Annotated in this window: 18 protein-coding genes; 7 read left to right on the top strand and 11 right to left on the bottom strand. The window is 74.6% G+C overall.

The features are described 5' to 3' along the window. Window position 1: 1 nt before the first annotated feature. Complete coding sequence (locus IF27_RS10110; RefSeq protein WP_052849123.1) at window positions 2-1,645, bottom strand: hypothetical protein; 1,644 nt, start codon at window positions 1,643-1,645, stop codon at window positions 2-4. Between the two features lie 149 nt (window positions 1,646-1,794). Next, complete coding sequence (locus IF27_RS10105) at window positions 1,795-2,055, bottom strand: hypothetical protein (RefSeq protein WP_052849122.1); 261 nt, start codon at window positions 2,053-2,055, stop codon at window positions 1,795-1,797. 166 nt (window positions 2,056-2,221) lie between these two features. Between IF27_RS10105 and IF27_RS31905 the strand changes: the two genes are divergently transcribed. Next, on the top strand, window positions 2,222-2,605 hold the full coding sequence (locus IF27_RS31905; protein ID WP_052849121.1) for a cold-shock protein: 384 nt from the start codon (window positions 2,222-2,224) through the stop codon (window positions 2,603-2,605). A 26-nt stretch (window positions 2,606-2,631) separates the two neighbouring features. Here the strand turns inward: IF27_RS31905 and IF27_RS10095 are convergent, their stop codons facing one another. Genes IF27_RS10095 through IF27_RS10080 form a run of 4 tightly spaced genes read right to left on the bottom strand, consistent with a single transcriptional unit; the run spans window position 2,632 to window position 6,310 of the window. Next, entirely contained in the window at window positions 2,632-3,474 is an 843-nt protein-coding gene (locus IF27_RS10095) for a 1,4-dihydroxy-6-naphtoate synthase (RefSeq protein ID WP_052849120.1), read from the bottom strand. Next, complete coding sequence (locus IF27_RS10090; RefSeq protein ID WP_052849119.1) at window positions 3,471-4,226, bottom strand: futalosine hydrolase; 756 nt, start codon at window positions 4,224-4,226, stop codon at window positions 3,471-3,473. The genes IF27_RS10095 and IF27_RS10090 overlap by 4 nt, the downstream gene beginning before the upstream one ends. 25 nt (window positions 4,227-4,251) lie before the next feature. Then, the gene (locus IF27_RS10085; RefSeq protein ID WP_052849118.1) at window positions 4,252-4,833 is read right to left on the bottom strand and encodes a hypothetical protein; all 582 of its coding nucleotides are present in this window, start codon (window positions 4,831-4,833) and stop codon (window positions 4,252-4,254) included. A gap of 28 nt (window positions 4,834-4,861) precedes the next feature. Then, window positions 4,862-6,310 (bottom strand): MFS transporter, encoded by a 1,449-nt coding sequence (locus IF27_RS10080; RefSeq protein ID WP_110945738.1) that lies wholly within the window; start codon window positions 6,308-6,310, stop codon window positions 4,862-4,864. 350 nt (window positions 6,311-6,660) lie between these two features. Here IF27_RS10080 and IF27_RS10075 point away from each other — a divergent pair, with 350 nt between their 5' ends. From IF27_RS10075 to IF27_RS10065, 3 genes are all read left to right on the top strand, one after another. Then, window positions 6,661-7,407 carry a DUF3027 domain-containing protein gene (locus IF27_RS10075; RefSeq protein WP_052849117.1) on the top strand — a complete coding sequence of 249 codons (747 nt, stop codon included), beginning with the start codon at window positions 6,661-6,663 and terminating at the stop codon, window positions 7,405-7,407. A gap of 97 nt (window positions 7,408-7,504) precedes the next feature. Then, a complete protein-coding gene (locus IF27_RS30945; RefSeq protein WP_052849116.1) occupies window positions 7,505-10,612 on the top strand; it encodes a sacsin N-terminal ATP-binding-like domain-containing protein in 3,108 nt (1,035 codons plus the stop codon). Beyond that, window positions 10,600-11,433, top strand: coding sequence for an endo alpha-1,4 polygalactosaminidase (locus tag IF27_RS10065; RefSeq protein ID WP_223290986.1), 834 nt, complete (start codon window positions 10,600-10,602; stop codon window positions 11,431-11,433). Before IF27_RS30945 ends, IF27_RS10065 begins: the two co-directional genes overlap by 13 nt. A 6-nt stretch (window positions 11,434-11,439) precedes the next feature. Here IF27_RS10065 and IF27_RS10060 read toward each other — a convergent pair whose 3' ends face one another. From IF27_RS10060 to IF27_RS10050, 3 genes are read right to left on the bottom strand one after another with little or no spacing between them, the layout of a single operon-like run. Next, on the bottom strand, window positions 11,440-12,129 hold the full coding sequence (locus IF27_RS10060) for an alpha/beta fold hydrolase (protein WP_052849115.1): 690 nt from the start codon (window positions 12,127-12,129) through the stop codon (window positions 11,440-11,442). A gap of 9 nt (window positions 12,130-12,138) precedes the next feature. Next, window positions 12,139-14,499 carry an HAD-IC family P-type ATPase gene (locus IF27_RS10055; protein WP_052849114.1) on the bottom strand — a complete coding sequence of 787 codons (2,361 nt, stop codon included), beginning with the start codon at window positions 14,497-14,499 and terminating at the stop codon, window positions 12,139-12,141. Window positions 14,500-14,526: 27 nt separating this feature from the next. Next, window positions 14,527-14,793: a DUF2530 domain-containing protein gene (locus tag IF27_RS10050; protein WP_052849113.1), complete on the bottom strand. Its 267-nt coding sequence runs from the start codon at window positions 14,791-14,793 to the stop codon at window positions 14,527-14,529. Between the two features lie 157 nt (window positions 14,794-14,950). Here IF27_RS10050 and IF27_RS10045 point away from each other — a divergent pair, with 157 nt between their 5' ends. Further along, window positions 14,951-15,397, top strand: a complete 447-nt coding sequence (locus tag IF27_RS10045) for a MarR family winged helix-turn-helix transcriptional regulator (RefSeq protein WP_052849112.1) — start codon at window positions 14,951-14,953, stop codon at window positions 15,395-15,397. A 52-nt stretch (window positions 15,398-15,449) separates the two neighbouring features. Then, entirely contained in the window at window positions 15,450-16,781 is a 1,332-nt protein-coding gene (locus IF27_RS10040; protein ID WP_052849111.1) for an MFS transporter, read from the top strand. Window positions 16,782-16,814: 33 nt separating this feature from the next. Here IF27_RS10040 and IF27_RS10035 read toward each other — a convergent pair whose 3' ends face one another. Beyond that, on the bottom strand, window positions 16,815-17,342 hold the full coding sequence (locus IF27_RS10035) for a GNAT family N-acetyltransferase (protein ID WP_052849110.1): 528 nt from the start codon (window positions 17,340-17,342) through the stop codon (window positions 16,815-16,817). Window positions 17,343-17,384: 42 nt separating this feature from the next. On the opposite strand from IF27_RS10035, the gene thpR reads away from it, so the two are divergent. Further along, complete coding sequence (thpR, locus tag IF27_RS10030) at window positions 17,385-17,918, top strand: RNA 2',3'-cyclic phosphodiesterase (RefSeq protein ID WP_052849109.1); 534 nt, start codon at window positions 17,385-17,387, stop codon at window positions 17,916-17,918. Between the two features lie 106 nt (window positions 17,919-18,024). On the opposite strand, the gene IF27_RS10025 is transcribed toward thpR, so the two are convergent. Beyond that, a complete protein-coding gene (locus IF27_RS10025; protein WP_052849108.1) occupies window positions 18,025-19,014 on the bottom strand; it encodes an aldo/keto reductase in 990 nt (329 codons plus the stop codon). Window positions 19,015-19,271: the final 257 nt, after the last annotated feature.

Below are 19,271 nucleotides of genomic sequence, written 5' to 3'. Positions count from 1 at the left end.
GTCACCCGCCCTGGCGGCCGAACTCCCAGTTCTCCGGGAGCCGCCGGTCGAACAGCGACGCGAGCCCGTAGACGCCCTCGCGGACCTGCCACTCCGGCACGTCCTGCGGGTCCAGGTACTCGGGGTCGCCGTACTCGTGCGCGAGGCGCTGTTCCGGGGTGTTCCACCGGTACTGGTCGTTCCACGGCTCGTAGCCGCGCGGCCGGTCGTAGGACACGTCCCACTCGGCGTACTTCCCGCCGTAGTAGCTGTCCTCGTCGTGCTGCCGTCCTGCGGTCTCCTCGCCCAACGCGTCCAGCCGGAGGCGGAACTCGTCGCCGACCGGGACCGTGCTGGTGCTCAGCAGGGTGCCGAAGTCCAGCGAGGCGTCCAGCGACGCCCGGGGCACCGGCTGGCGGTCCAGGCCGGGGTCGGGCGCGAGCGCGCCGACCGCCTCGGGGACGAGGTCCTGGTCCCGGCGGCCGTTCTCCCCCATCCAGTTCGCGAGGTCGAGGCCGCCGATGCCCTCGTTCATCAGCATCAGGAGGCCGTTGGAGACGTCGCGCCCCGTGGCGTACAGGGACGGGCCGTCGTCCTCCCACCCTGAGTAACGCCCGCCGCCGATCCCCGCCGCCTCCTCGAACAGGTCACGCCCCAGGCCGGACAGCGTCTCGGGGGACAGCGCGCCGTAGAACTCCACCAGGTACGCGCGCTCCTGCTCCGTGAGGGAGCCCCTGACGGCGTCCTCCATGTCACCGGGGCCTGAGATCTCGTCGTCAGGGGCGAAGATCCGCTCGCGGATCGTGGCGAGGACGGCCGCGTACTCGGCGAGCCTGGTGCGGTCGGGATGCTTCTTCGCCAGCTCGTCGGCGAGGCCGTCCGCCGCGTAGCGCGCCATCTCGGGATTGGCCAGCAGTTGGAAGGGGCCGCCCAGGATGTCGTAGCCGTCGTCGCTCAGCTCACGGCCGAAGCCGCTCAGACGATGGCGGTAGGCGTCGATCTCGTCGCGTACCTCGCCGTCGAAGCGGACGGCGGTCGTGGCGGCCTTGCCGAGGTGGCGGTTCCTGATGCGGTCGTGCAGTTCCTGCGTGAGCTGGAAGTCGAAGGTGGCGCCCGCCCAGACGGGCGGGACGGGGACGGTGCCCCCGGCGTCGGTCACGAACACGGCGGGGAGGGCGGCGGGTACGCGGTAGGTGGTGCCGAGCGGGGGACGCTGCGCCTCCAACTGGGCCAGGCAGTCGTTCCACTCGTCCACGGCGTCCGCGCTGTGGCGGCCGACCTCGTGGTCGAGGCCGCCGTCGTGGATCAGCGTGGACACCCGCTCGGCGGTCTCGATGGCGGTGTTCATCGCCTTCTGGAGCCCGTGCACGACCTTCTCGACGCCGGGGGTGTCCAGCTCCGCGGTGGTCATGCGGATGAGCCCCTCGTCGTCCACGAGCGACGCGCCGTCCCGGCTGCCCGACTCCGCGCCGACCCGGCTCGCCAGCTCCGCCAGCTCACCCGCGTCGTCCGCCTCGGCGGCGGCGCGCTGGTAGCGGGCGGCGGTCTCGGCCATGTCGTCCGGCTCCACCTCGGCGTCGAAGTCCGCCTGGCGCTTCCAGGGGTTCGTCTGTGCCTCGGTGACGATCTGCGAGCGCGTGTAGTGGAAGTCGGGTGTCACAGCCATGGGGTCACCCTCCGGGGCGTAGCAGATGCATCACGTTCCGTTCGCGAATGCCGTGGATGTCCACCTGTCGCGGGACGGCCCGCCCTGGGGTCACCGACAAGGGAGTTGCCTCCCCGCACGGCAGCAGCGTGGGTGCATCGTACCCTTGGCTATCGCGAATTCCCGCTCCTTTGCACGGCTTTGGCCGCCGCCCGTTCCCGCCCGATCGACCTCAGCAGCCCGGCGGCGGCCAGCAGGAAGCCGACGCCCATCAGCATGGAGACGCCGTAGGCGATCGACGGCAGCGGGTCCGCGCCGATGAACAGCGGCAGGACGGTGACCAGGGTGGCGACGGCGCCGACCAGGAAGACGACGCCGCCCGTCCGGACGAGCGCGTCCCCCGTGCGCGGGGAGGATTCGTGCGTACTCATCCCGACAGGGTCGCAGAGGCGAGCATACTTGCGACGCGCCGGGGGCAGTCATCCTCCGAAACGGCCCGGCGGCATCTTGTCACCGGGCCAGGGCCGGTTAGCCTTGGCTGCGAGGCGGGTCCAGCGGCCCGCCGAACTGTTGTGACGAGCGCGAGGACGGGGACACGTGCCTACCGGCAAGGTCAAGTGGTTCAACAGCGAGAAGGGCTTCGGCTTCCTCTCCCGCGACGACGGCGGCGACGTCTTCGTCCACTCGTCCGCCCTGCCCACCGGTCTCGACGGCCTGAAGCCCGGCCAGCGCGTGGAGTTCGGCGTCGTCGCCGGTCAGCGCGGCGACCAGGCGCTGTCCGTCGTCCTGCTCGACCCGGTCCCCTCCGTCGCCGCCGCCCAGCGCCGCAAGCCGGACGAACTCGCGGGTATCGTCCAGGATCTGACGACCTTCCTCGAAGGCATCTCGCAGCAGCTCGAACGCGGCAGGTACCCCGACCGCGCCAGCGGCGCCAAGGTCGCGGGGATGCTGCGCGCGGTCGCCGACCAGCTCGACGTCTGACGCGCGGCGCCCGGAGCCGCCGGGACCTACCAGGTGCCGTGCGGGACGGCCGGTACCAGGCCCTCGTCGGCCGCGCGCGTCAGCAGTTCCCGTACCGCGGCGTGGCCGGTGTCGCCGAGGTCGGCGGTGAACTCGTTGACGTACAGGGCGATGTGCTGCTTCGCGACGTCGGGGTCCATCTCCTGCGCGTGCGCGAGGACATGGTCCGCGCTCGCCGCCGGGTCGGCCCACGCGTGGCGCACCGAGGCGCGCACGGCGTCCGTGACGGCCCGCAGCCGCTCCTCGCCGAGCGAGCGCTTCGCGATGATCGCACCCAGCGGGATGGGGTGCCCTGTCGTGTCCTCCCAGAACTCGCCCATGTCCGCGACGCGGTGGAGGCCGTAGTTCCGGTAGGTGAAGCGCGCCTCGTGGATCACCAGACCGGCGTCCACCCGGCCGTCGCGCACGGCGGGCATGATCTCGTGGAACGGCAGCACCCGCACCTCGCCCACCCCGCCAGGCACCTCGGCCGCCGCCCACAGCCGGAACAGCAGGTAGGCCGTTGACCGCACGGCCGGTACGGCGATCGTCCGCCCCGCGAGGTCGGCGGGCCCGGCCTCACCGCGCGTCAGCACCAGCGGCCCGCAGCCCCGGCCCAGCGCGCCGCCGCACGGCAGGAGGGCGTACGCGTCCAGCACGTAGGGCAGCACCGCGTAGGAGACCTTGAGGATGTCGCCCTCGCCGCGCTCCGCCTGGCCGTTGGTGACGTCGATGTCGGCGAAGGTGACGTCCACCGGCGGCGCGCCGGGCAGCAGGCCGTGCGACCAGGCGTGGAAGACGAACGTGTCGTTGGGGCAGGGCGAGTAACTGATGCGCAGCGGCTCGGTCATGGCTGCTCCTCGTGCGGGACGGCGCCGTCGGCCCCGTCGCGCAGGACGGGCGCGACGGCGGTGAACGTCCTGGTCAGGGCGGCGAGCGCCTCGGCGACGCGCCAGGCGGCGCGGTCGCGGGGGCCGACCGCGTTGGACACGGCGCGGATCTCCAGGAACGGCACGCCGTGCAGCGCGGCGGCGCTCGCGACGCCGAAGCCCTCCATCGCCTCGGCGGCGGCGCCCCGGTGACGGGCGGCCAGCTCCGCGGCGCGGGCGGCCGTGCCGGTCACGGTCGAGACGGTCAGCACCGGCGCGAGGACCGCGCCCGCCGTCGCGGCGACGGCGCGCGCCAGGGCGCGCGGCGGCCGGTGGGCGACGACGCCGAAGCCGAGCGCGGCGGCGTCGGCGAAGCCCTCGCCGGTGTCGGCGCCGAGGTCGGCGGCCAGGATCTCGGAGGCGACGACGGTGCCGCCGACCGGCACGACGTCCGCGAAGCCCCCGGCGATCCCGGCGGAGACGACGAGGCCGTGGCCGCCCGGCGCGAGGGCCAGCGCCGTCGCGGTGGCCGCGGCGGCAGCGGCGGGACCCGTCCCGGCGGCGAGCACGTCGAGGAGGACGGGACCGGTCGGCAGGGCGACCTCCCGGAGGTCGAGCGCGAGGACGCCGGGCGCGGCGGGCGGGCTCTGCCGCCTGACGGCCGCGCCCGCACCCGCGGCGGCGACGACCGCGTCACGCTCGGCGGCTACGGCGGTGACGACCAGGACACGCACGCGGCGACCCGTCCCCTCTCGTTTCTCAGTGCTCTTCCGGCTTCAGCCGGACGGTCCAGGTGCTCTGGAGGGAGGAGAGCGTGTTGGCCTGGAACTCTTCGAGCGACGTGCCGTCGAGGTTCAGGCCCTCGGTGTCGTCGCGCAACTGGCCCACGGTGATGTCCACCTCGCCCTCGGCGGGCGGCTCCACGCCCGCCTGCGACTGGAGCTGCGTCGCCGTGGAGAACAGCTCGTCCGTGTCGAAGGTCTGGTAGGTGCTGCTGTACGGCTCCTGCGTCCCGGCCGGGAAGCCGTTGATCAGGACGACCCAGCCGTCCTCGGCGACCTTCGGGTCCACGCCGATCCGGAACGTGTCGCCGGAGCGCGTCCCGAACTCGACGCCGTCGTCCGTCGTCAGGCAGGTCTCGACCAGGTCGGCGCCGAGCCCGTCGCCGTCGTGGCAGTCGTGGTCGGCCTCGAACGAGTCGGTGTGCGTGTTCAGCGTGAAGTGGGCGTTCGGCGTCGGCTTCTGGCATGCGGCGAGTACGACGAATCCCAGCGAAACGGCGCCGACGGCAACGGTGGTGCGGACGGCCCGTCGGCCCCGGCTCGTGGAGATCGCAGTCATGCGGGCAGGGTACCCGCGCGCCACGGGCTCACCGGACGCGGGGGTGCGGCGTGCCGCGCCGTACGGCGCCCAGCAGTCCGCGGGTCGTCGCGACCGTCCCGAGCAGCACCACGACGGCGGCCACCGTCATGCCCAGCGTCCCGTTCAGCGGCAGCGAGATGCCGATCGCGCCGCCCGCCACCCACGACATCTGCAACGCCGTCTCGGAGCGCGCGAACGCCGAGGTGCGCACGACCTCCGGCACGTCCCGCTGGATCATCGCGTCGAGCGACAGCTTGCCGAGCGCCTGGCAGATCCCGGCCACCGCGCACACCGCCACCACGGTCACCGCCGCGTACGCGACGGCGGCGGCCGTCGTGGTGACGAGGGCGAGCAGCACCATCGTCAGCAGGATCAGCTCGGGCGCACGGTCGCGCAGCCAACTGCCCAGCAGGTTGCCCGCCGCGTTACCCGCGCCCGCCGCGAGGCCCACGAGTGCCAGCGAGAACGCGGCCGACAGCCCAGGCAGCGACTGCGAGCGCAGCAGGAACGCCATGAAGAACAGGAGGAAGCCGGACAGCGCCCGCAGCGACGCGTTCGCCAGCAGGGCCTGCACGACGTTCGAGTCGGGCGCGCGCAGCAGCCCGCCGCGCGTGCCGTCGTCCTTCTCGCGGGCGAGGGCGGCACGGGTCTCGCGCAGCTCGGCGAGGTGGTACGTCCGCTCGCCGCGCGCCAGGTCCACCTGCCCCGGCAGCCGGAAGGAGAGGAACGCGCCCGTCACCGTGACGAGACAGGCGGCGTACAGCGGCAGCCGTTCGCCCAGCGCGTTCAGCGCCAGGCCCACGGGTGCCGCGGCGCCCGCCGCGATGAGACCCGTCAGGGTGATCCGCGCGTTGGCCTTGACGAGGGACACACGGGTGGGCAGCAGCCGTGGAACGACCGCCGCGCGCACGATGTTGTACGCCTTCGAGCACACCAGCACGCCCAGCGCCGCCGGGTACAGCGCGAGCCCCCCGCTCGCGACTGCGCCCGCGATGACCAGCGCCAGCACCCCGCGCGCCAGCAGCGCCGCCGCCATCGCGGCCCGGCGGCCGTGCGGCACCCGGTCGAGCAGCGGGCCGATGACCGGCGCGAGGAGGACGAACGGCGCCATCGTGATCGCCAGGTAGAGCGCCACCCGGCCGCGCGCCTCGGCCGTCGGCACGGAGAAGAAGATGGTCGAGGCGAGCGCCATCGTGATCAGCATGTCGCCCGCCGAGTGCACGGCGTGCAGCTCGATCAGCTTGGACAGGCCCGATTCGCCCGCGCCCTCCGCCGTCGTCGCGCGGCGGATGCGGCGGCCGACGAACACCGGGAACGCCCGCAGGGCGTGCCCGCCCGCCCGCGCCGTCCGCACGAGGCGGCCCGAGCCGGTCTTGTTCTGGGTGTCGGACGAGCTGCCACCAGCCACGGCCTCAAGCCTACGGGCTGACGGCCCGCCGGTTCCTGTTTCGCGCATGGCATTTACCTGGGTTTCCGCGGCGAAGTCGTCGCTGTTCACGGGGACGGGGCGGCCACGCCGACCGCTTCCCGCCGGGGGAGCGACGGCGTGTTGTGCCGCTCCGTCTACCCCGCCGCCCGTCACGCATCCGTGCGGGTCCGCTACAGCCGTCCGGGCGGCCGTCCCCCGGGCACCGGGCGCGCGCGTCGGCCGGTCGGGGTGTGCGGTAGCGTGGTCGGACGGTGCGCCTTGCCTCGTACAGCATGACGTCGTAGCGGTCCCAGCGTCCGCTCCGTCGGCTCCGTTCGCCCATCAGGCGCCCGCACCGGTACTACGGCGGAGGAGAGAGAGTTCTCGTGAATGCTGGGATGCGAAGCCGTACGCCCGACCGGCTCTGCGCCGAGGCGGTGGACGTGGCCCGCGACGCCGCCGCGGAGGCGGCGCACCCACAGCCGCTCGGCGCGTACCTCGGGGCCGTCGCCGAGGGCGACCGGCTGGTGACCCACCTCTTCGCCGCCGAGGACCCCGGCTACACCGGCTGGCGCTGGGGCGTCACCGTCACCCGTGCCTCCCGCGCCAAGTACGTGACGGTGGACGAGGTCACGCTCACTCCGGGCCCCGACTCGCTGCTCGCCCCCGCCTGGGTGCCCTGGCACGAACGGCTGCGCCCCGGCGACCTCGGCCCCGGCGACCTGCTGCCGGCCGAGGAGGACGACCCCCGCCTCGAACCCGGCTGGGAGGCCGGGACGCCCGAGCAGGAGACGGCGGAACGCGCCACCGTCACCGACGTCGCGCTCCAGCTCGGCCTGTGCCGCCCGCGCGTCCTGTCCTGGATCGGCGGCCAGGAGGCGGCCGACCGCTGGGAGGAGAGCTTCGGCCCCGAGACGCCCATGGCGCAGGCCGCGCCCGCCGGGTGCGTCAGCTGCGGATTCCTCCTGCCGCTGGCCGGTTCGCTGCGCCAGGCGTTCGGCGTCTGCGCCAACGCGTACTCGCCCGCGGACGGCCGCGTCGTCTCCCTGGCGTACGGCTGCGGCGCGCACTCGGACGCCGAGCAGCCGAAGCCGCAGCAGCCCCCGCCGCCCGTCATCGACCACCTCGGCGCCGACCCGCTCTGACGGCCCGGCGGCGCCCGGGGCCCCCTGACCTGGGCCGCCCGCCGCCCCCGCGCACCGGCAGCCTGAGGGCCTCCCCGTACCCGGTACTGTCGCACCCGTGACCACCGACCACGACGACGATCCCTTCGGCACCGCCACGCTCCGCGCCGGTGTGCTGAGCGCATGGACCGCCTCGCCGGCCCGGTTCCGCGAGGACGCCAACGCCGAGGAAGACCTGGCGCGTGGCGGCTACCGCGACCGGCTCGTCGTCGAGCTGGCGCAGAACGCCGCCGACGCCGCGGCCCGCGCCGACGCGCCGGGCCGCCTCCTCCTGGCGCTGCGCGACGGGGTCCTCACCGCCGCGAACAGCGGCGCGCCCCTCGACGCGGCGGGCGCGGAGTCGCTGTCCACGCTGCGCGCCTCGGCCAAGCGGGACGCGGGTGGCACCGTCGGCCGCTTCGGCGTCGGCTTCGCCGCCGTCCTCGCCGTCAGCGACGAGCCCGCCGTCGCCAGCGCGGGGGGCGGCGTGCGCTGGTCGCTGCGCGAGTCCGCCGAGCTGGCGCGCGGCGCCGCCGAGGGCAACGAGGGGCTGCTGGCCGAGCTCGACCGCCGCGCCGGACAGCGGCACGCCGTGCCCCTGCTGCGCCTGCCCTTCCCCGACGCGGACGCGGTCGTGCCCGAGGGCTACGACACGGCCGTCAGGCTCCCGCTGCGCGACGCCGCGGCAGAGGACCTGGCGAACCGGCTGCTGGACGCCGTGGACGACACACTGCTGCTCGCCCTGCCCGGCCTCACCGAGATCACCCTCTCCACGCCCAGCGGCGAACGGACCCTCACCCGCGCCCAGTTCGGCCCGTACACGCAGATCACCGAGGAGCCGGGCCCCGCGGGCAGCGCCGTCCGCTCGACGCGCTGGCGCGTCGCCTCCGACAGCGGCGAGGCCGCCCCCGAGCTGATGGCCGACCGGCCGCTCGAAGAGCGCGAACGCACCCACTGGTCGGTCACCTGGGCCGTCCCCGTGGACGCCGAGGGCGCGCCCGCCACGCCCGCCAGCGCGCCCGTCGTCCACGCGCCGACGCCGACCGACGACGCGCTCGGCCTGCCCGCGCTGCTCATCGCCAGCTTCCCGCTGGAGCCGACGCGGCGTCACGTCGCGCCCGGGCCGCTCACCGACTTCCTCCTCGGCCGCGCCGCCGACACGTACGTCACCCTCCTCACGGACTGGCGGCCCGTCACGACCGGCACGCTCGGGCTCGTCCCCGGGCCGCTCGGGCGCGGCGAACTGGACGGCGCGCTGCGCGAGCTGCTGCTCGACCGGCTGCCAGGCGCCGCGTTCCTGCCGGGCGCCGCGCCGCACGCCGAGGGCGCCCCCGAGGCGCTGCGGCCCGTCGAGGCGGAGCTGGTGGAACGGGCGGGGGCGGAGACCGTCGCCGTGCTCGCCGAGCTGTTCCCCGTCCTGCTGCCCGCCGGGCTGGAGCGCCGGGCCGAGCTGCGCGTCCTGGACGTGGCGCGCGTGCCGCTGGGCGAGGCCATCGACCGCCTCGTCGGCGTGGAACGGCCAGCCGAGTGGTGGTGGCGGCTGTACGAGTCGCTGGCCGGGGTGGACCCCGAGCTGCTGACGGGCCTGCCCGTCCCGCTGGCCGACGGCCGCACGACGATCGGCCCGTCCCGCGTCCTGCTGCCCGTGCCGGGCACCGACCCGGAGGGCCTGGGGCGGCTCGGGCTGAAGATCGCCCACCCGCAGGCCGCCCACCCGCTGCTGGAGAAGCTGGGCGCCGCGCCCGCGAGCCCGCGCGCCGTCCTGACGAGCCCGCAGGTCCGCGCCGCCGTCGCCGCGTCCGCCGACCCCGACGTGTGGGACGAGGACGCCGTACCGGCCGCCGAACTGGCCGGGATCGTCCTGGCGTTGGTGCGGGACGCGGGCCTCGGCCCGGGCGACGAGCCGTGGCTCGCCGCGCTCGCGCTGCCGGACGAGGACGGCGAACTGTCGCCCGCGGGTGACCTCGTGCTGCCCGGCAGCACCTTCGCCGCGATCGTGCGGCCCGGCGAACTCCCCGCCTGCGACGCGGCGCTGGCCGACGCGTGGGACGCCGCGACGCTCACCGCGGTCGGCGTGCAGGCCGACCTGGCCGTCGTGCGCGCCTCGGGCGTCGTCCTCGACCCCGACGACCTCGAACCGCGCGACGCCGGGTACGCCGAGCCGGACGACATCGGCCTGCTGGACGCCGTGGACGTCTGGTGCGAGGACCTGCTCGACACCCTGCCCGACGCCGACCTGCCGCCCGTCGCCACCGAGATCCTCGCCGTCCGCGACCTCGAACTCGTGGACGACGAGCAGTGGCCGCGCGCCCTCGCCCTCATCTCGGGCTCGCCCACGCTGCGCGCCGCGCTGACGACACCGCTGCGCGTGCGCATGCCGGACGGCACGGTCGAGCGCGCCCGCTCGTACACCGCCTGGTGGCTGCGCGGCGCGCCCGTCCTCGACGGCCGCCGCCCCGCCGGGCTGCGCGCGGCCGGGGGCGACCCGCTGCTCGCCGGGCTGTACGACGACGCGGACACGGCCGACGTGGACGACGAGGTGCTGCACGCCCTCGGCGTGCGCACCAGCGCCCGCGCGCTGCTGGCCGAGCCGGGCGGCGCGGCCGACCTGCTCACCCGGCTGGCCGACCGGGAGGTGACGGTCTCCGCCGCGCAACTCCACGGCCTGTACGCGCTGTTGGCCGAGCTGGACCCGGAAGAGGTCACGCTGCCCGACGAGTTGCGGGCCGTCGTGGACGGGGTGCCGCAGGTCGTCGCGGCGGGGGCCGCGCTGGTCGCGGACGCGCCCGACCTGCTGCCGCTGGCCACCGGACGGGCGCTGCTGCCGGTGCCGCCCGCCCTGGCGGCCGGTCTCGCGGCCGTCCTGGACGTGCGCCCGCTCAGCGCCGCCCTGGCCGCGCCGCCGCCCGAGGACGGCACCGAGCGGGACGTGCCGGAGGCGGCCCGCGCCCTCCTCGGCCCGGACACCCCGGCGACCTACGTGGAGCACGACGAACTGGTCATCGACGGCACGGAGATCGAGTGGCGGCTGACGGACGACGGCGTCCTGCACGCGGCGACGTTCGAGGGCCTGGCGGCCGGGCTCGCCTGGGCCACGGGCCGCTGGCCGCGCCGTTTCGAGCTGGCCGCGCTGCTGGAGGACCCGGCGCGCGGCGCGGAGCTGGACACGGCCCGGTGGTTCGACTGACGGGTGGCCGCGCGCTGGGCGCGGCGCTGCTGGCGTGCGCGCTGGTGGCCTGCGGCAGCGGCGGTGACGGCGACAGCGGCGGCACGGACGGCGCGGCGGAGGAGCGCGAGGCCCAGGAGCTGTGGCGCCCGGCGCCCGGCACGCCCTGGCAGTGGCAGCTCGGCGGCACGCTCGACCTGACGGTGGACGTGCCCGTGTACGACGTGGACGGCTTCGAGACGACCGCCGCGCAGGTCGCCGAGCTGCACGCGCGGGACGTGCGGGTCATCTGCTACGTCAACGCGGGCGCCTGGGAGGAGTTCAGGCCGGACGCCGACGCGTTCCCGCCCGAGCTGCTGGGCGAGGGCAACGGCTGGCCGGGCGAACGCTGGCTGGACATCCGGGAACTGGACGCCCTGCGCCCGCTGTTGGCGGCGCGCTTCGACATGTGCGCGGAGAAGGGCTTCGACGCGGTCGAGCCCGATCTGCTGGAGGGCTTCACGAACGACACCGGCTTCCCGCTGACGGCCGCCGACCAACTGGCGTTCAACCGCATGGTCGCCTCGCTCGCCCATGACCGCGGCCTGGCGGTCGGCCTGAAGAACGACGGCGCGCAGGCGGCCGAGCTGGTGGACGACTTCGACTTCGCGGTGAGCGAGGAGTGCGCGGCGTTCGGCGAGTGCGAGCTGCTGCTGCCGTTCGTCGAGCAGGGCAAGGCCGTGCTCCACGTGGAGTACGACCTCGCGGCCGACGAGTTCTGCGCGGAAACGACGGCGCTGGGCTTCAGCTCGATGGTGAAGCGCCTCGAACTCGACGCGTGGCGGGAGCCCTGCCCGTCCTGACGCGGATCACCCCCGGGGGACGGCCGCCGCCGCGAGCAGGACGTCGGCGAGCGCGCGCGGCTGCGAGTACATCGGCCAGTGGCCGGTGTCCATCTCGACCAGTTCCCAGCGGTCGCCGGTCAGCAGCGCGGCGACGTCGGGGCTGGGCTCGGGCCAGTCGAGCAGGCACTTCACATAGGTCGTCGGCAGGTCGGCCTGCGGGCGCCGCAGGACGGCGGGCTCGGTGAGCGACGCGCCGGGGTGGGGCGTGGACTCCGCGACGAGGCGGGCGATCTGCGCGTCGGTGAGGCCCTGGTCCGCGAGGTCGGCCGGTGCGAGCGGCGGCCAGAAGCCGTCGTTCGCCTCGATCGCGGCGAGGACGTCGGGCCCGGCGAACGACTCGCCGTCGGCGGGCACGTTGGCGTCCACGTGCACGACGCGGGCCAGCCGTCCGCCGATCCGTTCCGCGGCCTGCCCGACCGGGATGCCCGAGTAGCTGTGGCCGACCAGCACGACCTCCCGCAGGTCGGCCGCCTCGATCGCGCCGGTGATGTCGTCCACGTGGGTGCGCTGCCCGGCCGGAACGCCGCGCTTCTCGCCGAGCCCCGAGAGCGTGAGGGCGTGGGCGCCGTGCCCGGCGGCCCGCAGGAGCGGCACGACGTCGGACCACGCGCGCGCGTCCAGCCATGCACCGGACACCAGTACGAATTCCGTCATGGCGGGAGACTACCCCTCGTCACGCCCCGGGTGGCGGACCCACGGCAGGAACCTGCTGGCCTCCAGCAGGACGCACGCCGCCACCGCGACGCCCACGGCCGTCCAGGGCATCGTCCAGCCCGCGAGCCGCAGCTCGAAGAACCGCTGGAGCCACGGCACGGCCATGACCAGCAGGAACGCGCCGCCCATCGCCGCGACCAGCAGCACGCGCCACCACGTCAGCGGCCGGGCGACGATGACGAGGACCCACAGGGTGATGAGGAAGAGCGTCAGCGTCGCCACGCTCGTCTCGGCCCGCAGCGCGCCGTCCGAGCTGCCGCCGTAGTAGGCGCGGGCGCCGAGGTAGACGGCGAACGTGGCGGCGCCCGCGACCAGTCCGAAGGGGACGGCGATCCGCAGGACGCGGCGCACGAAGTGGGGCCGTGCCCGTTCGGCGCTCGGCGCGAGCGCGAGGAAGAACGCGGGGATGCCGATGGTCAGCGCGGAGAGCAGCGTCAGGTGGCGGGGGAGGAACGGGTAGGGCACGGCGGTGCAGATCACCGCGACGGCCATCAGGACCGAGTAGACCGTCTTGGTGAGGAACAGCCCGGCGACCCGCTCGATGTTGCCGATGACGCGGCGGCCCTCGGCGACGACGGACGGGAGCGCCGTGAAGTCGTCGTCGAGCAGCACGATCTGGGCGACGGCGCGGGTCGCCTCGGAGCCCGAGCCCATGGCGACGCCGATGTCGGCGTCCTTCAGGGCCAGCGCGTCGTTCACGCCGTCGCCGGTCATGGCGACGGTGTGGCCGCGGGAGCGCAGGGCGCGGACGAGGGCGCGCTTGCGGTCGGGGGTGACGCGGCCGAGCACGGTGGCGTGTTCGGCGGCCTCCGCGGCGCCGTCCTGGGGCAGCGTGCGCGCGTCCACGGGGTGGTCGGCCCCCGGCAGGCCGAGGCGGGCGGCGACGGCGCCGACCGAGACGGCGTTGTCGCCCGAGACGACCTTCACGGCGACGCCCTGCCCGGCGAAGTAGCGCAGGGCGTCGGCGGCCTCGGGGCGTACGCGCTGTTCGAGGACGACGAGCGCGGCCGGTTCCGGCGGGGCGTCGCGGGGCGCGTCCGGTGGGCGGTCGGAGGCGGCCAGGAGGAGGACGCGCAGCCCCTCCGCGTTCAGCCGTTCGATGTCCACAAGCTGTGGATGACCGTCGGGCAGCAGGACGTCGGGTGCGCCGAGCAGCCAGGAGCCCGCGCCGCTCGTGCCGGTCAGGACGGCGCCGCCGTACCCGCGTGCGGAGGAGAACGGGAGGGTGGCGTCCGCGCGCAGCCCTTCGGGCGTGGGGCAGGCGGCGGCGACGGCCCGCAGGCTCGCGTTCGGGCGCGGGTCGGCGGCGGCGAGCGCGCCGAGGACGCGGCGTACGTCCTGCTCCTTCGCGCCGCCGAGCGGGCGCAGGGCGGCCAGGTCCAGACCGCCCTCGGTGAGGGTGCCCGTCTTGTCGAGGCAGACGGTGTCCACCCGCGCCAGCCCCTCGATCGCGGGCAGTTCCTGCACGAGGCAGCGGCGCCGCCCGAGCCGGACGACGCCCACGGCGAAGGCGACCGACGTGATCAGCACCAGGCCGTCAGGCACCATGACGACGATCCCGGCGACCATGCGGCGGATCGCCTCGCGCGTGTCGGTGCGTTCCACCAGCAGCTGGCTGAGGATCAGGCCGAGCGCCGCCGGGATCATGATGCCGACGCACCAGCGCAGCACACGGCCGATGCCGCCGCGCAGCTCGGAGCGGACGAGCGTGAAGCGTGACGCCTCGTCGGCGAGCCGGGCGGCGTAGGCGTCGCGGCCGACCCGTGTGGCGGTGAACGCACCGCTCCCCGCGACCGCGAAGCTGCCGGACAGCACGGCGTCGCCCGGCCGTTTGGCGACGGGGTCGGCCTCGCCGGTCAGCAGCGACTCGTCCATCTCCAGGCCGTCGGCCTCGGTCACCGTGCCGTCCACCGGGGCCTTGTCGCCGGGGCCGAGTTCCACGAGGTCGCCCAGGACGATCCCGTGCGTCGGCACACGGTGGGTGCGGCCGTCGCGGCGGACGGCCGGGTGTGCCTCGCCGACGACGGCCAGGCCGTCGAGCGTCCGCTTGGCGCGCAGTTCCTGGACGATGCCGACGGCGGAGTTGGCGACGACGATGAAGCCGAACAGGGCGTCCTGGAGCGGGCCGACGACCAGGACGACGAGGAACAGCGTGCCCATCAGGGCGTTGAAGAAGGTGAGGACGTTGGACCTGACGATCTCGCCGGTGGAGCGGGAGGTGCGGGCCGGTACGTCGTTGACCTCGCCGCGCCGGACGCGCCGTGCGACCTCGTCGGCGGACAGGCCGGGCGCCGCCCCGTTCTCCGTCATCCCCCGACGGTAACCGCGGGCCGGGGCTCAGCCCGCCTGACGCTCCCGGGCCGCGCGGATCGCGGCGTCGCGGCGGCGGACGAACCAGATGCCGAAGGTGCCAAGACCCGCGCCCGCCAGGCAGGACCACACCCACCAGGTGTGGCCGTGGTCGTCGAACCAGCCGTAGAAGGGGAGCTGGGCGACGAACAGGACGGCCCAGACGGCGGTGCCCGTCACGATCGTGCCCACGACCGGCCCTTCGAGGGGTTCGGGGGCCTCGCGTTTGCCGTCGGTCAGGTTCGCCCAGCGCATGGCGCAAGCCTACTCGGGGCGTGCGGGCGGTTCGTGGCGTGTGCGTGGCGTGGAGATCGCGTGGAATGCGTCACTCGTCCGGCCGAGCAGGAGTGGGAACAGTCGTATGAGCGTAATATTGTTCGTTAGGCAAGCTAATGAGTGAGAGCGGTGGTACATGTCCGACCTGAAGCTGGACGGTCCCGAGGACGCCGAGGCGGTCAACGCCCTGCGGATGGGCGTCCTGCGGCTGTCGCGACGGCTGCGGCACCTCGGCGGGGACCGCACCCTCGGTCTCGCCGAACTCTCCGCACTCGGCACGCTCGCACGCTGCGGACCGCTCGCCCCCGGCGAACTGGCCCGCAAGGAGCACGTCCAGCCGCCCTCCATGACCCGCATCATCACGCTCCTCCAGGAGCGCGGGCTCATCGAGCTGACCCCCCACCCCGACGACCGCAGGCAGAAGCTCGTCGCCGTGACCGACGAGGCGGAAGAGGTGCTTGAGGCGAGCCGCAGCAGGCGCAACGCCTGGCTCGCCGAACTGGCCGCCGCCGGTCTCGACGAGGAGGAGTGGGCCGCGCTGCGCGCCGCCGCGCCCGTCCTCCACAAACTCGCCCACCTGTGAGCCGAACCCCCCGCACGACCGCACGACGCAGCGCACGAAGGAGTGTTGACCCTTGAGTCCGGGACCCGGAGCAGACTCCGCACCCGCACCCCTGACGACCGAGAAGATATCCACCTTCAGTTCCTTCCGGGTCCGCAACTACCGGATCCACTACCTGGGCTCCGCCGTCTCCAACATCGGGACGTGGATGCAGCGCATCGCCCAGGACTGGCTGGTCCACGAACTGACCGGATCGGCCGCCGCCGTGGGCATCACCATGGCGCTCCAGTTCCTCCCGATGCTGCTGTTCGGCCTCTACGGCGGCGTCCTCGCCGACCGGCTGGACAAGCGGCGCCTCCTGCTCGGCACGCAGTTCGCCCTCGGGATCACCGGACTGACGCTGGCCGTCCTCACGTTCACGGGCGTCGTGAACGTCTGGCACGTGTACGCGATCGCGTTCGTCGTCGGCCTCGTCACCGTGGTGGACAACCCGGCGCGGCAGACGTTCGTCTCCGACATGGTCGGGCCGCGCCTGCTGCGGAACGCCGTCTCGCTGAACTCGGCGAACTTCCAGTCCGCCCGCCTCGTCGGCCCCGCCGTCGCCGGTGTCATGATCTCGGCGGTCGGCTCGGGATGGGCGTTCCTGGTCAACGGCCTGTCGTTCGCCGCGCCCATCGTCGGGCTCCTGATGATGCGCACCTCGGAGCTGAACCCGGCCGTGCGCACGCCGCGCGGCAAGGGGCAGCTGCGGGAGGGCCTGCGTTACGTCGGCGGCAGGCCCGACCTGCTGTGGCTCATCGTCCTGGTCGGCTTCATCGGCACCTTCGGGTTCAACGCGGCCATCTGGCTGGTCGCCTTCACCGACACCGTGTTCCACTCGGAGGCCGGGACGTACGGCCTGCTCAACTCGCTGATGGCCGCGGGGTCCGTGGCGGGCGCCCTGGTCGCGGCCCGGCGCGGCAGCCGCCGCATGCGGTTCACGGTCGCGGCGGGCGCGCTGTTCGGCGTCGCGCTGACGGCCGCCTCGCTCGCCCCGGCGTTCTGGGTCTTCGCGCTGGTGATGCCGCTGGTCGGCGTCGCGTCGCTGACGTTCCAGGTCACGGCGAACTCCAGCATCCAGCTGGCCAGCGACCCCGCCATGCGCGGCAGGGTCATCAGCCTGTTCATGATGGTGTTCGTCGGCGGCACCCCGATCGGCGGCCCGCTGATGGGCTGGGTCACCGACCAGTTCGGCGCACGCGTCGGCATGGCGTCAGGCGGCCTCGTCTGCCTGCTGGCTGCCATGGGCGTCGCGCTCGTCCTGGCGCGGATCGGCGGGCTGCGGCTGGAGATCTCGCTGCGCGCCGGGCGGCGGCGGGTCGCCTTCGTCCCCCGTGAGGGCGACAAGCTGACCGCCCCCGCCTGACGCGCGGCGCCGTCCCGTGCGGGCCCGGCACTCCTACGCGGGAGTGACGGGCCCGTCCGTCAGCACCCGGCGGCCGAGCACCTGCCCGTGCCACTCGCCGACATCGAACGTCTCGACGGGCGCGAAGCCCTGCCCCCGGTAGTACGCGACGAGCGCCCCGTCGCCCCCTGCGTAGCAGTCCACGCGCAGCAGATCGACGCCCTTGCCCCGCGCCTCCGCGACGGCGTGCCGCAGCAGCGCCGCCCCGACGCCCCGGCCCTCGAAGCGGCGGTGCGCGACGAGGAGCTGCACGTACACCTCCGGCTCGTCCGCCGGGCGCACGTGGGCGCGCGGCGCGGGCAGCAGCACCATCGCCCCCGCGGGCACCCCGTCCAGCTCGGCCACCCACGTCTCGCCGTCCCGCACGTACCCGGCCACGCGGTCCGGCAGGCCCTCCCGCGTGGACCACGGCTCCGTGCCCCACTGCCCCGTACGCCCCCGCTCGACCAGCCACGCCACGGCGCTGTCCAGCATCCCCAGCATCGCGGGCACGTCCTCCGGTCCACCACGTCTGATCAGCATGGCAGTTGATCCTACGGGTGACGGGCGGGGATGATCCGGGGCATGAGGCTGTTCGCGGCGGTGGTGCCGCCCGAGACGATCACGCGGGAACTGGAACCGGCCCTCGCGGCGCCGCGCGGCCTGCCGGGCGCCGACACGCTCCGCTGGAGCGCCCCCGCCGACCGGCACATCACCCTCGCCTACTACGGGGAACGCACGCCCGAGCAGCGCGCCGACCTGCTCGCGGGGCTGGCGGCGACGGCGGCCGGGACCGCCCCGTTCACCCTGGGTCTCGCGGGCGCCGACACGTTCGGCGGGCGCGTGCTGTGGGCCGGGGTGGAGGGCGACACGGACGCGCTCACCCGCCTGGCCGCGGCCGTCCCGCGCCGGGAGGACGAGCGCCACCCCGTCTACCGTCCGCACCTCACCCTCGCGCGCGGCGGGCGCGGCGCCGACCTCGCCCCGTACGCGGCGCGGCTGGCCGGGCTGCGGACCGGCCGCTGGCGCGTGGAGCGGCTGCTGCTCATGGGCGGCGTGGACGGACTGCCGTACACGACGGAGGCGGCCTGGCGGCTGGGCGTACCGTTGAGCGGGTGAACGCCAGGACCAGGAGCAGGATCGTCACCGCGGCGCTGGTAGCGCTGCTCGCCGTCGTCGTGGTCGCGGCGGCCATGGGCTGAGCCCCTGGCCGCCGCGTGGGGTGTCACCAGGCGAACGCCTCGGGGGAGGGGCCCGTGGCGGGGAAGATCGCGTCCAGCTCGGACAGCAGCTCCTCGTCGAGGTCGAGGTCCACGGCGCGGACCGCCGAGTCCAGCTGCTCCCGCACGCGCGGGCCGATGATCGGCCCCGTGACGGCCGGGCGCGTCAGCAGCCACGCGAGGGCCACCTCGCCCGGGTCCAGGCCGCGCGCGGCGAGCAGGTCCTCGTACGCCTCGATCCGCTCGCGCGCGCCGCTGCGGGCCAGCGCCTCGGCCGACCGCTTCGCCGCCCCGCCGCCCTCCCGCTCCTTGCGGACCGCGCCGCCCAGCAGCCCGCTCGCCAGCGGCGACCAGGGGATGACGCCCAGGCCGTAGTCCTCGGCCGCCGGGAGGACGTCCATCTCCGCGCGCCGCTCCACCAGGTTGTAGAGGCACTGCTCGCTGACGAGCCCCAGCGAGTGGCGGCGCGCGGCGGCCTCGTTGGCCTTGGCTATGTGCCAGCCGGCGAAGTTGGACGAGCCCGCGTACAGGATCTTGCCCTGCTGCACGAGGACGTCGATGGCCTGCCAGATCTCCTCCCACGGCGTCGCGCGGTCCACGTGGTGGAACTGGTACAGGTCGATGTGGTCGGTGCCCAGACGCCGCAGGCTCGCGTCCACGGCCCGGCGGATGTTGAGGGCGGAGAGGCGGTCGGTGTTGGGCCAGGGCGCGTCGCTGTTCGGGTCCATGCCGCCGTAGACCTTCGTCGCGAGGACGACCTTCTCGCGGCGTCCGCCGCCCTGCGCGAACCAGGAGCCGAGTATCTCCTCGGTGCGCCCCTTGTTCTCCGGGCCGCCGTAGACGTTGGCCGTGTCGAAGAAGTTGACGCCCGCCTCCAGCGCGGCGTCCATGATCGCGTGGCTGTCGGTCTCGCCGGTCTGCGGACCGAAGTTCATCGTGCCGAGCACGAGCCTGCTGACCTTGAGTCCTGTACGTCCGAGTTGCGTGTACCTCATGGGGCCCCAGCCAACGCCTTGGAGCGCGCTCCACGCAAGGGTGTTCGGATCATCGGTGCCGGTGGGCGCCCGGGGAGTGCGGGCGGAATCGGGATTCCCTTTCCGTGCGGCGGATTCCCTTTCCGTGTTTTTCCGCGGCGGGATCTCTTTCCGGGCGCCCGCCCTTTCCGCTGTGTGCGGGAATTCCCTTGCCGGTCCGCCGAATTCGACGCCGAAGGCCGCCGCCCCGGGGGGCGACGGCCTTCACCCGTGTGCCG

It is taken from the genome of Streptomyces avicenniae (assembly GCF_000719135.1).
Lineage (GTDB): Bacteria > Actinomycetota > Actinomycetes > Streptomycetales > Streptomycetaceae > Streptomyces > Streptomyces avicenniae.
This window is presented reverse-complemented; position numbering and strand designations above follow the sequence as displayed.

Coding starts and splice junctions, on each gene's coding strand:
- IF27_RS10080 (WP_110945738.1), bottom strand. CDS start 6,310: ATGCGCGAAACAGGAACCGGCGGGCCGTCAGCCCGTAGGCTTGAGGCC.
- thpR (WP_052849109.1), top strand. CDS start 17,385: ATGAGGCTGTTCGCGGCGGTGGTGCCGCCCGAGACGATCACGCGGGAA.
- IF27_RS10050 (WP_052849113.1), bottom strand. CDS start 14,793: ATGCGCTGGGCGAACCTGACCGACGGCAAACGCGAGGCCCCCGAACCC.
- IF27_RS10060 (WP_052849115.1), bottom strand. CDS start 12,129: ATGACGGAATTCGTACTGGTGTCCGGTGCATGGCTGGACGCGCGCGCG.
- IF27_RS10075 (WP_052849117.1), top strand. CDS start 6,661: ATGCGAAGCCGTACGCCCGACCGGCTCTGCGCCGAGGCGGTGGACGTG.
- IF27_RS10055 (WP_052849114.1), bottom strand. CDS start 14,499: ATGACGGAGAACGGGGCGGCGCCCGGCCTGTCCGCCGACGAGGTCGCA.
- IF27_RS10085 (WP_052849118.1), bottom strand. CDS start 4,833: ATGACTGCGATCTCCACGAGCCGGGGCCGACGGGCCGTCCGCACCACC.
- IF27_RS10045 (WP_052849112.1), top strand. CDS start 14,951: ATGTCCGACCTGAAGCTGGACGGTCCCGAGGACGCCGAGGCGGTCAAC.
- IF27_RS10025 (WP_052849108.1), bottom strand. CDS start 19,014: ATGAGGTACACGCAACTCGGACGTACAGGACTCAAGGTCAGCAGGCTC.
- IF27_RS10110 (WP_052849123.1), bottom strand. CDS start 1,645: ATGGCTGTGACACCCGACTTCCACTACACGCGCTCGCAGATCGTCACC.
- IF27_RS10095 (WP_052849120.1), bottom strand. CDS start 3,474: ATGACCGAGCCGCTGCGCATCAGTTACTCGCCCTGCCCCAACGACACG.
- IF27_RS10105 (WP_052849122.1), bottom strand. CDS start 2,055: ATGAGTACGCACGAATCCTCCCCGCGCACGGGGGACGCGCTCGTCCGG.
- IF27_RS10035 (WP_052849110.1), bottom strand. CDS start 17,342: ATGCTGATCAGACGTGGTGGACCGGAGGACGTGCCCGCGATGCTGGGG.